14 protein-coding genes are annotated in these 13,298 nt (G+C 67.2%); 5 read left to right on the plus strand and 9 right to left on the minus strand.

The window, feature by feature from the left end; all coding sequences use genetic code 11:
* Nucleotides 1–95: 95 nt before the first annotated feature.
* Nucleotides 96–1,463 (minus strand): adenylosuccinate lyase, encoded by a 1,368-nt coding sequence (gene purB, locus AC06FD_RS03755; RefSeq protein WP_394162630.1) that lies wholly within the window; start codon nt 1,461–1,463, stop codon nt 96–98.
* 36 nt (nt 1,464–1,499) lie between these two features.
* Entirely contained in the window at nt 1,500–2,822 is a 1,323-nt protein-coding gene (locus AC06FD_RS03760; RefSeq protein WP_478077004.1) for a hemolysin family protein, read from the minus strand.
* Nucleotides 2,823–3,092: 270 nt separating this feature from the next.
* Here AC06FD_RS03760 and AC06FD_RS03765 point away from each other — a divergent pair, with 270 nt between their 5' ends.
* Nucleotides 3,093–4,505 (plus strand): class II fumarate hydratase, encoded by a 1,413-nt coding sequence (locus tag AC06FD_RS03765; protein ID WP_478077005.1) that lies wholly within the window; start codon nt 3,093–3,095, stop codon nt 4,503–4,505.
* Between the two features lie 464 nt (nt 4,506–4,969).
* On the opposite strand, the gene AC06FD_RS03770 is transcribed toward AC06FD_RS03765, so the two are convergent.
* The 7 genes from AC06FD_RS03770 to AC06FD_RS03800 all read right to left on the minus strand — a co-directional run bounded on the left by AC06FD_RS03770 (nt 4,970) and on the right by AC06FD_RS03800 (nt 9,552).
* Complete coding sequence (locus AC06FD_RS03770) at nt 4,970–5,395, minus strand: hypothetical protein (protein ID WP_259203272.1); 426 nt, start codon at nt 5,393–5,395, stop codon at nt 4,970–4,972.
* Between the two features lie 94 nt (nt 5,396–5,489).
* Complete coding sequence (locus AC06FD_RS03775; RefSeq protein ID WP_449335655.1) at nt 5,490–6,086, minus strand: DUF2884 family protein; 597 nt, start codon at nt 6,084–6,086, stop codon at nt 5,490–5,492.
* 29 nt (nt 6,087–6,115) lie between these two features.
* On the minus strand, nt 6,116–6,997 hold the full coding sequence (locus AC06FD_RS03780) for a GIN domain-containing protein (RefSeq protein ID WP_449335654.1): 882 nt from the start codon (nt 6,995–6,997) through the stop codon (nt 6,116–6,118).
* Nucleotides 6,998–7,035: 38 nt separating this feature from the next.
* Nucleotides 7,036–8,064, minus strand: a complete 1,029-nt coding sequence (locus tag AC06FD_RS03785; RefSeq protein WP_259203267.1) for an ABC-2 transporter permease — start codon at nt 8,062–8,064, stop codon at nt 7,036–7,038.
* Nucleotides 8,061–8,936, minus strand: coding sequence for an ABC transporter ATP-binding protein (locus AC06FD_RS03790; protein WP_259203266.1), 876 nt, complete (start codon nt 8,934–8,936; stop codon nt 8,061–8,063). The genes AC06FD_RS03785 and AC06FD_RS03790 overlap by 4 nt, the downstream gene beginning before the upstream one ends.
* Nucleotides 8,933–9,295 carry a GntR family transcriptional regulator gene (locus AC06FD_RS03795; protein WP_019185943.1) on the minus strand — a complete coding sequence of 121 codons (363 nt, stop codon included), beginning with the start codon at nt 9,293–9,295 and terminating at the stop codon, nt 8,933–8,935. Before AC06FD_RS03795 ends, AC06FD_RS03790 begins: the two co-directional genes overlap by 4 nt.
* Nucleotides 9,296–9,297: 2 nt before the next feature.
* Complete coding sequence (locus AC06FD_RS03800) at nt 9,298–9,552, minus strand: hypothetical protein (protein WP_259203265.1); 255 nt, start codon at nt 9,550–9,552, stop codon at nt 9,298–9,300.
* Nucleotides 9,553–10,089: 537 nt separating this feature from the next.
* On the opposite strand from AC06FD_RS03800, the gene AC06FD_RS03805 reads away from it, so the two are divergent.
* From AC06FD_RS03805 to AC06FD_RS03820, 4 genes are all read left to right on the plus strand, one after another.
* Nucleotides 10,090–10,626, plus strand: coding sequence for a glutathione peroxidase (locus AC06FD_RS03805; protein ID WP_394162700.1), 537 nt, complete (start codon nt 10,090–10,092; stop codon nt 10,624–10,626).
* An 84-nt stretch (nt 10,627–10,710) separates the two neighbouring features.
* Nucleotides 10,711–11,691: an FKBP-type peptidyl-prolyl cis-trans isomerase N-terminal domain-containing protein gene (locus AC06FD_RS03810; protein ID WP_259203260.1), complete on the plus strand. Its 981-nt coding sequence runs from the start codon at nt 10,711–10,713 to the stop codon at nt 11,689–11,691.
* A 23-nt stretch (nt 11,692–11,714) separates the two neighbouring features.
* The gene (locus AC06FD_RS03815) at nt 11,715–13,064 is read left to right on the plus strand and encodes a UDP-glucose dehydrogenase family protein (protein WP_259203257.1); all 1,350 of its coding nucleotides are present in this window, start codon (nt 11,715–11,717) and stop codon (nt 13,062–13,064) included.
* Complete coding sequence (locus tag AC06FD_RS03820) at nt 13,057–13,296, plus strand: SlyX family protein (protein ID WP_259203255.1); 240 nt, start codon at nt 13,057–13,059, stop codon at nt 13,294–13,296. Before AC06FD_RS03815 ends, AC06FD_RS03820 begins: the two co-directional genes overlap by 8 nt.
* The last annotated feature ends 2 nt before the right edge of the window (nt 13,297–13,298 follow it).

Below are 13,298 nucleotides of genomic sequence, written 5' to 3' on the forward strand. Positions count from 1 at the left end.
GCGCCGGGCCATGCCCGGCTGCGCGGTCGGCCACAACGAAAAAGGGACGCTGGTGGCGCCAGCGTCCCTTCCATGTCACACGGTGGGCGCGATCGTCAGATCGCCTTGGCCAGGTCCGCGGCCAGGCCGATGTAGCCGCCCGGGGTCAGGGCGCGCAGGCCCTGCTTGGCGTCTTCGGGCAGGTCCAGCGACTCGACGAAGGCCTGCATCGACTCGGCGGTGATGCCCTGGCCGCGGGTGAGGGCCTTGAGCTGCTCGTACGGGTTGGGCAGGCCATGGCGACGCATCACGGTCTGCACGGCCTCGGCCAGCACTTCCCACGACGCGTCGAGGTCGGCGTCCAGGCGCTCCGGGTTGACGGTCAGCTTGCCCAGGCCCTTGGCCAGCGAGTCCAGGGCCACCTGGGTGTGGCCGAAGGCGGTGCCGACCGCGCGCAGGACGGTGGAATCGGTGAGGTCGCGCTGCCAGCGGCTGATCGGCAGCTTGGCGCTGAAATGCTCGAACAGCGCGTTGGCGATGCCGAAGTTGCCTTCGGCGTTTTCGAAATCGATCGGGTTGACCTTGTGCGGCATGGTCGAGGAGCCGACCTCGCCTTCCTTGAGCTTCTGCTTGAAGTAGCCCAGCGAGATGTAGCCCCAGATATCGCGGGCCAGGTCGATCAGGATGATGTTGGCGCGGCGCGCGGCATCGCCGATCTCGGCGACGTTGTCGTGCGGTTCGATCTGGGTGGTGTACGGGTTGAACACCAGGCCGAGGCTTTCCACGAAGCGCTTGGCGAAGGCCGGCCAGTCCACCGCCGGGTAGGCGATGACGTGGGCGTTGTAGTTGCCCACGGCGCCATTGATCTTGCCGGTCAGCTCGACCGCGGCGATCTGGCGGCGCTGGCGCTCCAGGCGGGCGACCACGTTGGCCACTTCCTTGCCCAGGGTGGTGGGCGAGGCGGTCTGGCCGTGGGTGCGCGAGAGCATCGGCTGGCTGGCCTGGGCGTGGGCGAGGGCGCGCAGCGTGGCGGTCACGCCGTCCAGGCTGGGCAGCAGCACGTCGCGACGGGCCTGCTCCAGGATCAGGCCGTAGCTGAGATTGTTGATGTCTTCGCTGGTGCAGGCGAAATGCACGAATTCCAGCGCGGGCCCCAGCTCGGCGTCGGCCTTGAGCTGTTCCTTGATGAAGTACTCCACGGCCTTGACGTCGTGGTTGGTGGTGCGCTCGATCTCCTTGACCCGCGCGGCGTGGGCCGGGGCGAAGTCATCGGCCAGGGCGCGCAGGCGGGCGGTGGCGGCGGCCGAGAACGGCGCCAGTTCGACGATGCCCGGCTCGTTGGCCAGTGCCAGCAGCCATTCCACTTCGACCTTCACGCGGGCCTTGATGAGGCCGTATTCGGAGAAGATCGGGCGCAGCGCGTCGACCTTGCCGGCGTAGCGGCCATCGAGCGGGGACAGGGCGAGCAGGGCGAATTCGGACATGGCAGGCGCGGGGCTATGACGGCGGGGGCCGTCATTCTACGCTGCCCCGGGGGCCTCGGCCTGTGCCATGCGTACGGTGACGGCCTGGATGCGGTGCCCGGCCATGCGCTTGACCGTGAACTGGTGCCCGTCGATCTCCAGCTGCTCGCCCTCGTCGGGCAGGCGCTGGAGCTGGTGGACGATCAGCCCGCCGACCGAATTGAGGTGTTCGGGCGCCTCCAGGTCGTGGCCGAGCAGGCGCTCCAGGCGGAAGATCGAGGTCGAGCCGGCGACCAGCAGGCTGCCATCGGCGCCGCGGGTGGGCGCGTCCTTGACGATGTGCGGGTGCTCGTCCTCGATATCGCCCACCACCACCTCCAGCAGGTCCTCCAGGGTGAAGAAGCCCAGGATGCGGCCGTGCTCTTCCACGCACAGCGCCAGGTGGGTGGTGCCGGTGCGGAAGCGTTCGAGCACGCTGGGTACCGGGGTCTCCAGTGCGATCAGGTTGGCCGGGCGCAGCAGCGCGCGCAGGTCGTTGGTGGGGTTGCCACGGGCGATCTCGACCAGCAGATCCTTCATGTGCAGGATGCCCAGCACATCCTCGCCGTCGCGGTCGAACCACGGGTAACGGCTGTAGCGGCTTTCGGCGAACTCGGCCATCACCTCGGCCAGCGCCATGCCGTCGCGGAACGAACGCATGTGGTCGCGCGGGCGCATCAGGTCGCCGGCCACCAGTTCAGGCAGCTCCAGCGCATGGCTCATCAGGGTCAGGCCGTGGTCGGGCGCGCTGTCGGTGGGCTGTTGGCGGCCGACGATCAGCTTGAGCTCTTCGCGCGAGTAGCGGTGCGAGGTGTGCTCCACGTCGCCCCAGCCGGCCAGCCGCAGCAGCGCGTTGGCGCTGTTGTTGAGCAGCCAGATGGCCGGGTACATCGCCCAGTAGAACAGGTACAACGGCGCGGCGGTCCACAGCGACATGCGGTCCGGGCGACGGATCGCCATCGATTTCGGCGCCAGTTCGCCCAGCACGATGTGCAGGAACGAAATCACGCTGAAGGCGATGATGAAGGAGGTCAGCTGCGAGGCCTCCGCGCCCATGCCCAGCGCGTCGAACAGCGGCTGCAGCAGGTGCGCGAAGGCCGGCTCGCCGACCCAGCCCAGGCCCAGCGAGGACAGGGTGATGCCGAGCTGGCAGGCCGAAAGATAGGCATCCAGGTGCGAGTGCACGTTGAGCAGCAGGCGCCCGCGCCAGCCGTGGCTCTCGGCCAGGCCCACGGCCTGGGTGTGGCGCAGCTTGACCAGGGCGAACTCGGCGGCCACGAAGAAGCCGTTGAGCAGCACCAGGCCGAAGGCAAGCAGCAGCAGGAGCAGGTTGCCGATCATCGGCGGACCCCGGTCAACGGCGCGGCAGGCGCGGTGACGGAAGGGGCGGGGCACTGCGCATGGGCAGGCCAGGGACTACTGTGGGGGTCGTCACCCATGGGGGCGGAAGGCTTTCTGAATGAACACGAATCCCAAGTCTAGCCGATCACCCGCGCCCTTGGGTTTCGGTCCGCCTTGGGAGTATCGTGCCGAGAGCCGCCAGCCAGGGAATCAGGCCCGTTGCCAGCCGCAGGTTCCCTTTCCAAACCGAAAGAAACGCGGAGTGATGCAATGAGCAAGGGTTTCAGGATCGAACACGACAGCATGGGCGAGCTGCAGGTGCCCAATGATGCGTTGTGGGGCGCGCAGACGCAGCGGGCGGTGAACAATTTCCCGGTGTCCGGGCAGCGCATGCCGCGTGGTTTCATCCGCGCGCTGGGGCTGGTCAAGGGCGCGGCGGCGGCGGTGAACGTCGAACTGGGCCACCTGCCGAAGAACATCGGCAAGGCGATCGAGGCGGCTGCGGCGGAGGTGGCCAGTGGCCAGCACGACGCGCATTTCCCGATCGATGTGTACCAGACCGGTTCGGGCACGTCCTCGAACATGAACGCCAACGAGGTCATCGCCACGCTGGCCAACCGCGCCGGCAAGGCGGGCAAGCTGGCCGTGCACCCCAATGACCACGTCAACCAGGGGCAGAGCTCCAACGATGTGATTCCCACCGCGCTGCGCGTATCGGCGCTTCTGGGCGTGCAGGAACAGCTGCTGCCGGCGCTGGTGCACCTGCGCAAGACCATCGACAAGAAGGGCCGCAGCCTGCGCAAGGTGGTCAAGACCGGCCGCACCCACCTGATGGACGCGATGCCGCTGACCTTCGAGCAGGAGTTCGGTGCGTGGTCGGCGCAGTTGGCCTCGGCGCAGGAGCGCATCGAGGACAGTCTGAAGCGGCTGCGCCGGTTGCCGCTGGGTGGCACGGCGATCGGGACCGGGATCAACGCCGATCCGCGCTTCGGCGAACGCGTGACCAAGCTGCTCAAGCAGCAGACCGGTGTGAAGTTCGACAGTGCCGAGAACAAGTTCGAGGGGCTGGCCGCGCAGGACGACGCGGTGGAAGTGTCGGGCCAGCTCAATGCGCTGGCGGTGGCGTTGATCAAGATCGCCAACGACCTGCGCTGGATGAATGCCGGTCCGCTGGCCGGCCTGGGCGAGATCGAACTGCCGGCATTGCAGCCGGGCAGCTCGATCATGCCGGGCAAGGTCAACCCGGTCATTCCCGAAGCGACGGTGATGGTGTGCGCGCAGGTGATCGGCCACCACACCGCGATCACCGTGGCGGGGCAGACCGGCAATTTCCAGTTGAACGTGACGCTGCCGTTGATCGCGGCCAACCTGTTGGACGGGATCGGGCTGCTGGCCAACATCTCGCGGCTGCTGGCGGATACGGCGATCGCGGGGCTGAAGGTGCGCGAGGACCGCGTCCGCGAGGCGTTGGACCGCAATCCGATCCTGGTGACGGCGTTGAACCCGATCATCGGCTACGAGAAGGCGGCGGCGATCGCCAAGCGCGCGTACAAGGAGCAGCGCCCGGTGCTGGACGTGGCCAAGGAAGACAGTGGCCTGTCCGAGGCCGAGTTGCGCACCCTGCTCGATCCGGCAGCACTGACCGCCGGCGGCATCCATGCCGGCAGTAGCGGCGGCGGCTGACGCCCAGGCCAAGAACGAAAAAACGGGCCGAAAGGCCCGTTTTTTTTGGCTCTCCTGCCAGCGGCGGGTAGCGGCTTGTTGCATGGCGGATGGCGTCCGGCGATGCGCGCGTGGCGGAAGTGTCCGGGTCACGCGTGAGGGGGGCGGGTCTCCGTTCGGGCGTGCCGCGCGCGTGGGGGTTCCATAGCGGCCGGTAGGCCCCTTGCGTAGTGTCCCCCGGCCTGGCGGCCTCCTCCTTTATTTTGCCCGGGAGCCTACCGGCCGCTGCGGGGCTAGGCTTGCGGCAAGAAGGTAGACGCCAAGGCTGTTTTGACGCTGGGCGGTGGGTCGGGCGCTGGGCCCCCATGCCCTTGGAGGCGAAATAAAGGGGGAGGTGTCGGCCGCAGGCCGACGCCGGAGGACATTCGCCGGAAAGGGCATGGGGGCCCAGCGCCCGCCCCACCGACCCCCGCGCGATCAGACCGTCAGTGCCGATCGGCCTGCAGGTTGTCGAAGGTCTCGGTGTAGTCCTTGAACTCCGGAATCCGCTGCACCAGGTCCGGCGGGATCGGCTGCATGCCCTCGGGGACCTGGATCTTGACCGAACGCTTGGCCGGGTCCGGCGGGGCATCGGTGAGGGTGTTCTGGCGCAGCACCTGGAGCTGGCCGAACATCCCCTGCAGCAGCGCCTGCTGGCTGGCGTCCAGCGGGATCTCGATCTCGTCGATCTTCATGTGGCCGTTGGGCAGCACGATGATGTTCGGCGCCGGCGCGCGGCGCACGGTGAGCATGCCGTCGCTGACGGTGATCTTCGGCTTGCCGCGCTCGGCGCGGTGGTTGCGGTATTCCTGGTCGCAACCGGTGGCGGCCACGCAGAACAGGGCGAACAGGAGCAGGCACAGCTTCTTCATGGGCAGGTGGCAGACATGAAAAGGGGGAGGACCATTCTAGTCCTCCCCCCTTGCCTGCGGGCCGGGCTGCGACCCAACGTCGCAGCGGTGGCGCTTACTTGCCGCAGTCGTCGATGTCGCTCTGGTCCATCGTGGCGTAGGGCTTGAAGGCCGGCAGTTCGGCCGCCAGCGCCTGTTGCTTGGCCATCATCCCCGGCAGCAGGGCGCACAGCTTCCTGGCCTGCGCCTCGATCTTGCCGGCCTCGGCGTTGACCCGCGCTTCGATGCCCTGGGTATCCCCGGCGAGGATGCCCTTGAGCGCCTCGCCGGCCGCGCTCACGCCCAGGTTGGCCCCGGCCACGCCGATGTCCATGCCGGCCCCGGCCAGGGCCTCGACCTGCTTGCGGTAGTCCACCAGCAGTGCGCGCTGGCTGGCGGTGGTGGTCACCGTCCTGCCGTTGATCAGCAGCTCGCCCTGCGGGGTGATCTCGGCCTTGTCCGACTGGCCGTTGGAAATGCTGATGTTCTTCTTGGCGATCTCCGCGCGGGCCTTGTCGGTGGCCTCCTGCACGGTCCTGCCCACCGACGTGGTCTCGGCCGTGGGTGAGGCACCCTTGCCCGAAGCGGTGGCGGCCTTGTCGGCATCGTGGTTGCCACAGGCCGCCAGCGGCAGGCACAGCAGCAGGGTGGGCAGCAGCAGTCGGGTGGTCATGCGCGCATTCCTTGGGATGAAAGTAGAGGTCACTTGCCGCGGGGCAACTGCACGCGGCCGCCCACGCCGCTGTGGCGGATGTCGCCACTGCCGCTGTTGGCCACGGTGAGGTTGCCGCCGACATCGCGCGCGGTGACATCGCCGGAGCCATGCCGCTCCACGCTGACATTGCCGCCGACGCCACGGATTTCCAGATCGCCCGAACCCACGTTGCCGACGCTGACGTTGGCCTTCACCTCGCGCAGGTCGACATCGCCCGAGCCCACCGTGCCCAGCTCCACGTTGCCCTGCACACCATGCAGCGTCAGGTCGCCGGAGCCGACCGTGCCGATCGTGGCGTTGCCGCGTACGTTGCGTGCCTTGAAGTCACCCGAGCCGACCGACAGCACGTTGAGTGCGCCGGCACCGTCGAGATCCACGTCGCCGGAGCCGATCGCCGCGGTGACCAGGCCCTTGATGTCACGCAGCGTGATGTCGCCCGAGCCGACGTCGGCACTGAGCGAGTGCGCGCCGCTGACGCTGGCGTCGCCGGAACCCACCTTCATCTGTACCAGCAGGGTGTCCGGCACGCTGCCGCGCAGGTCCAGGTAGGCGTAGTTGCCGCCGGTGGTGACGTGGTTGCGGCCTTCGCGCAGCAGCCGCACCACCAGCTTGCCGTCCACTTTGTGCTGGGTCACGGTCAGCTCGCGCAGCCAGTCGGCGTTGGACGCGCAGGCGCGTCCGCCGAGCTGGGCCGGGCCGGGCCCGGCGGTCAGCACCAGGTCGTGCTGGTTGACCTCGAACACCACGGCCTTGGCACCGGCCAGGTCGAGCTTGAGCTCGCGTGGTGCGTTGAACTTGCATTGCGGTTCGTCGGCCAGCGCGGACAGCGGCAGCAACAGCAGGGAAGCGACGGCGAGGGTGCGGATCATGTGCGACTCCTGGGAACGGTGGGTCGAAGGGCGGGCGGTCAGATTTCGCCGGCGCGGCGGCGCAGGCGGATGGCGACGATGATGAACACCACGCCGATCGCGGCGCCGATCCAGATGTCCGGCACGCTCAGTGCCAGCAGCTGGTTGGACGGGGCCAGCGCGGCGACCAGGTTGTCGCGGTCGCCGATCACCGCGCGCAGCTGGTCGGTGCGGTAGAACACATCGCTGCCCGGCAGGGTGCCCAGCAGCAGGCGGCCCACGATGTTCTTCCAGAACCAGCCGCTGGTGCTGCCGAAGGCGCCCATCAGGTGGGTGGTGCTGACGATGATGCCGGCGAACAGCGGCAGCATCACCGCCCACAGGAACGGCTTGGTCTTGGCCCAGGCCGAGCACAGCAGCAGCCAGCCCACGCTCGGCAGCGCCCACAACAGGTAGACCGGGATCCAGGACAGGTGGCCGGCGACGATGCTCAACGGACTGGCCGGCCCCCAGATCAGGGTCATCGGGTTGCCGCCGTGCGCCAGCACCACCACGCTGATGATCAGCAGGAAGCCGAACATGGTCAGGATCGAGGCGAACACCGCGATCACCGGCGCCACCAGCAACGCGCTCACCGCCTTGGACAGCACTGTCTGGGTATCGGACAGCGGCAGCGACTTCCAGAACAGGATGCTGCGGTCGCGACGGTCGTCGTAAAGGGCGCCCAGGCAGTAGAAGAAGACCACGAAGGCCAGCACGATGAATGGCCACAGCGAGCTGAGGATCAAGGTCAGGTCGAGCCCGTTGGCCAGGTTGTGCAGGGCCTCCGCGTCGAGCTTCTGGGTGAGCAGGGCCAGGTCGAGCCCGTTGACGTTGACGTTTTCATCGTCGATGACGAAGTTGCCGCTCTTGGCGGCACGATGCATCGCCAGCAGGCCGAACAGGATCCCGACCAGGCTCATTACCAGCGAAATCGCCCCGGCGATCAGGGGGGCATACAGGAACCCGCCGCGGTTCTCCCAGTACTCGCGCTTGAGCATCCACTTGAAGGTGCTGGCCTTGCTGATGGGGTGGTGGACGGTGTTCATGCGTAGGTTCCCTTCATGATGGCCACGAACAGGTCCGCCAGCCCGGGGCTGCGGATCTCGCCCAAGGGCGTGAGCTGGGCGCGTGGCACCCCGTCATACAGCAGCACCGTCTTGCCGAACGGCAGCGAGCGTTCGTCGATCGGCTGCAGCGCGCGCGCGGCCTCCAGCGTCTCGGCCGACACCAGCACTTCGCTGTAGCGCTCGCCGATGTCCTCCATGTCGGTGGTCAGCACGATGCGGCCGTCGCGGATGAACATGACATCGGTGAGGATGTGTTCGATCTCCTCGACCTGGTGGGTGGTGACGATGATGGTCTTCTGTTCGTCGAAGTAGTCTTCCAGCAGGCGCTGGTAAAACTCCTTGCGGTACAGGATGTCCAGGCCCAGGGTCGGCTCGTCCAGCACCAGGACCTTGGCATCGATGGCCATCACCAGGGCCAGGTGCAGCTGCACGATCATGCCCTTGGACAATTCGCGCACGCGCTGCCTGGGCTGCAGCTTGGTCGAGGCCAGGAAGCGTTCGCAGCGGGCGCGGTCGAAGCGCGGGTGGGTCCCGGCGACGAAGTCGATCGCCTCGCGCACCTTCATCCAGCGCGGCAGCACGGCCACGTCGGCGATGAAGCACACCTCGTTCATCAGCGCATTGCGCTGCACGGCCGGGTCCAGCCCGAGCACCTGCAGCTCGCCTTCCACCGTGGTCAGGCCGAGCAGGGCCTTGAGCAGGGTGGTCTTGCCGGCGCCGTTGGGGCCGATCAGGCCGGTGATCCGGCCGGGGGCGATGGTGAAGCTGGTGTTGTCCAGCGCCAGGGTCTGTTTGTAGGCCTTGCGCAGGCCGCGGGCGGAGATGACGACATCACTTGCAACGGCATTCATGAGGATTTCCCCTGGGGCAGCAATTCGTCGAGATTCAGGCCCAGGCGTTGGATGCGCTCCAGCACCAGCGGCCATTCTTCATTGAGGAACCGGTCGCGCTCGCTGCTGCGCAGCTGCGTGGCCGCTTCCTCGGTCATGAACATGCCCAGCCCGCGGCGCTTCTCGACCAGGCCTTCGTCAGCCAGTTCCTGGTAAGCGCGCGATACGGTGATGGGGTTGAGCTGGTACTCGGCGGCGACCTGCCGGACCGAGGGCAGGGCGTCGCCAGGCTTGATGATGCCGTCAAGCATCATGGCGATCACGCGTTCCTTCAGCTGACGGTAGATCGGAGCACCATCGCTCCATTGGATATCGCTCATGGTCAGCTCCGTGGGTTCAGCGACTGTGCGAATGAGAAGTAAGGCATGGACAGGGAGCTGTGCAGCCGGCGGGGGGGCGTGGGGGCGCCGTCGGCGGTCCCTGCCTCGATGATCGCGCCTGCGTCCTGCGGGCCTTCGAACGCACCGGTGGCGGCACTGCTGCCGACCTCACCGGCGGGGGTGCCCAACCAGCCGAGCAACAGCAGCGCGGAGGCGGCGGTAACGGCTCTGGTGGACTGGCGGCGCATGCGGTTCATGGGCTTCCCCTGCATCAGGTGACTGGTGTTGTATGCAACTATAACACCGGCACGCCGAAGTGCAACGGGTCCATGCCCCCAACTGATGGCAGGGGCATGCCACTGCGCCCTGGGGTTGTTCAAGTGATTGATTTGAAATGGATTCAATCGATTTCGCCTGGCGGCTGGGGTGCCGCCTTCGTTCAGCCTCATCGATGGTAGGGCAGGTCACGTGGCTATTCAGGTGAATGCAGCCGCTGGTGGCGTCGCGTGGACAGACCGCCAGATTCGGCAATTCCGTCACGGGTGACGCTGGAAACCATCGCATCGCTGTATGCGCGGCCAGGCCTATCGCGGCCAGGGGGACGGCCGCGATGGGGCAAAAGTGCCGGTGATATAGTGCGAAACGGCCCGTTGCCGGCCGTGCGCCGCTGCGCCCGGCGCACGGGGTACCCATCCCGTTCGACCCTTTCGTGGAGTCTTGCAATGCCCCAGATCCGTCCCGAGTCGTCCCCGCGCCGCGCTGCCCTGGGCCGTGCCCGCCGTTGGGGTGCCACGCTGTTGCTGGGCGGGTTGCTGGCCGCCACCGGCGCCCATGCGGCCGGGCTGCTGGACCTGAGCTACCGGCCGCTGGCCGGCAAGGCCGAGGTCAACCTGCAGAAGCAGTACGGCGGCAAGGTGCTGCTGGTGGTCAACACCGCCAGCAAGTGCGGCTTCACCCCGCAGTACGAAGGCCTGGAGGCGCTGCAGCAGAAATATTCCGCGCGCGGTTTCTCGGTGCTTGGTTTCCCGTCCAACGACTTCAAGGGCCAGGAGCCCGGGAGTGAGGCGCAGATCCAGGAATTCTGCACGCTGACCTATGGCGTCAAGTTCCCGATGTTCCAGAAGGTGCAGGTGACCGGCAAGGATGCCACGCCGTTGTACCAGCGCCTGGCGGCGGCCACCGGCGTGGAGCCGGGATGGAATTTCCACAAATACCTGATCGCGCGCGATGGCCGGGTGGTTGCGCAGTTCCCCAGCAAGGTCAAGCCGGATGATGCCGGGCTGGTCGCGGCGATCGAACGTGAGCTGTCCGTCACGCCGGCAAAGCGCTGACAACCTCGACATCTCGCACGTGCGTGCGACAATGATCGCTTTCGCGCCGACGTCGGCGTCCAGTCACTTCCAGGAAAGCAGCGAATGAAGATGGGAATGCGCGGCGCCGCGGCGTCGGTTCTGATTCTGGCGATGGGTGCCACCGGTACCGTGATGTCGCAACAACCGGCCGCGCCTGCGGCTGCCAAGGAGACTTCCGCTTTGAACTCCCAACGGGAAAAGCTCGGCTACGCCATCGGCATCGATGTGGCCAACTCGTTCGCTCCGATCTCCAGCGAGATCGATCTGGCGGCGCTGCGTCGCGCGGTGACCAATGCCTTTGAAGGCAAGCAGCCGCTGATCAGCCAGGAAGAAGCCCAGAAGACCGACGGCGCGCTGCGCCAGGCCATGGCCGCCAAGAGCGGCCAGCCGGTGCCGGGCGTTGCCCCGGGTACCCCGGCGCCGAAGGTGGACCGTGAAAAGGTCGGCCTGATGCTGGGCAGCTATGCGGTCGGCCCGTCGCTGGCCCCGCTGAAGGACGACCTGGACCTGGACGCGCTGTTCGACGCGATCGGTACCACCTTCAACAAGGGCGCCACCAAGATGACGCCGGAGCAGGCCAAGGCCACGCTGGAAGGCTTCATGGCCGGCAAGCAGGCCGAAATGCAGGCCCAGGCGGCCGCCAAGGCCGGCACCAACCGCACCGAAGGCAACGCCTTCCTGGCCAAGAACAAGACCGTGCCGGGCGTGGTGACCACCGCGTCGGGCCTGCAGTACCAGGTGCTGCGTCCGGGGTCGGGCGAGCGTCCGCTGCCGACCAGCAAGGTGCGCGTGAACTACGAGGGCAAGCTGCTGGACGGCACCGTCTTCGACAGTAGCTACGAGCGCGGCCAGCCGATCGAGTTCGGCCTGGACCAGGTCATCAAGGGCTGGTCCGAAGGCGTGTCGCTGATGCCGACCGGCGCCAAGTACCGCTTCTGGATCCCGGGCGAGCTGGCCTATGGCGAACAGGGTACGCCGGGCGGTCCGATCGGTCCGAACGCGACGCTGACCTTCGACGTCGAACTGCTCAACGTCCTTCCGTAATCGGAATTGGAGTCACCACGGACATGCGTGTAGCGATTTTCGGTACCGGCTACGTCGGGTTGGTCACGGGTACCTGCCTGGCCGATGTGGGTCATCAGGTGGTCTGCGTCGATATCGACCAGGCCAAGGTCGACGGCCTCAACCGTGGTGTCATCCCGATCTACGAGCCGGGCCTGGAGCCGATGGTCAAGGCCAACCACGCCGCGTCGCGGCTGGCCTTCACCAGCGATGCTGCCAGCGCGATCACGCATGGCCAGGTGATCTTCATCGCCGTGGGCACGCCACCGGACGAGGACGGCAGTGCCGACCTGCAGTACGTGTTGGCGGTGGCCCGCACGATCGGCACGCACATGCGCGTGCCGACCGTGGTGGTGAACAAGTCGACCGTGCCGGTAGGCACGGCCGACAAAGTGCGCGCGGCCATTGCCGAGGTGCTGGCCGCACGTGGGGTGGAGATCGCGTTCGACGTGGTCTCCAACCCGGAATTCCTGAAGGAGGGCGACGCGGTCGCCGACTGCATGCGGCCGGACCGCATCGTGGTGGGTGCCTCCAACCCCGATTCGGTGGCGTTGATGCGCCGCCTGTACGCGCCGTTCAACCGCAACCACGACCGCGTGGTGGAGATGGACGTGCGCTCGGCGGAGCTGACCAAGTACGCCGCCAACGCGATGCTGGCCACCAAGATTTCGTTCATGAATGAAATCGCCAACATCGCCGAGAAGGTCGGTGCGGATGTGGAACAGGTTCGCCAGGGCATCGGTTCGGACCCGCGCATCGGCTGGCATTTCATCTACCCGGGCGCCGGTTACGGTGGCTCGTGTTTCCCCAAGGACGTGCAGGCGCTGGCGCGCACCGCGCAGCAGTACGGCCATGAGCCGAAGCTGCTCAATGCGGTGGAGGCGGTCAACGATGCGCAGAAGGGGCATCTTTACCAGTTGATCCAGCGCCATTACGACCGTGGCGAGGATGAAGGCGTGCGCGGCAAGACCTTCGCGGTCTGGGGCCTGGCCTTCAAGCCCAACACCGACGACATGCGCGAAGCCTCCAGCCGGCGGCTGCTGGCGCAGTTGTGGGAAGCGGGCGCCACGGTGCGGGCCTATGACCCGGAAGCCACCGAGGAAGCGCGCCGCATTTTCGGCGAGCGCGAGGACCTGGTGTTCTGCGAGCACGCCTACGATGCGCTGGAAGGCGCCGATGCGCTGGTCGTGGTGACCGAATGGAAGCAGTTCCGCAGCCCGGATTTCGCCCGGTTGCGCGAGATGCTCAACGATGCGGTCGTGTTCGACGGCCGCAACCTGTACGACCCGCAGGAGATCGAAGCCGCGGGCCTGGCCTATTACGGCATTGGCCGGGGACGTTCGCTGCATGCATGATTCCACCCCCTCATCGCGTGAGCAGGCGCTGGAAGCGCGCCTGGTCGAGCTGGAAATGCGCGTGTCCTTCCAGGAGCAGGCCCTGGCCGAGCTGAGTGAAGCCCTGGCCGATGCACGCATCGAAGGCAGCCGCAACGCCGACTTGACCCGCCTGCTGCTGGAGGACCTGGGCAAGGTCCGCAACGCGCTGTATTCCGATTCGGGCGAAGAACCACCGCCCCCGCACTACTGATC

The organism is Stenotrophomonas sp. Steno-Z1, assembly GCF_056393175.1.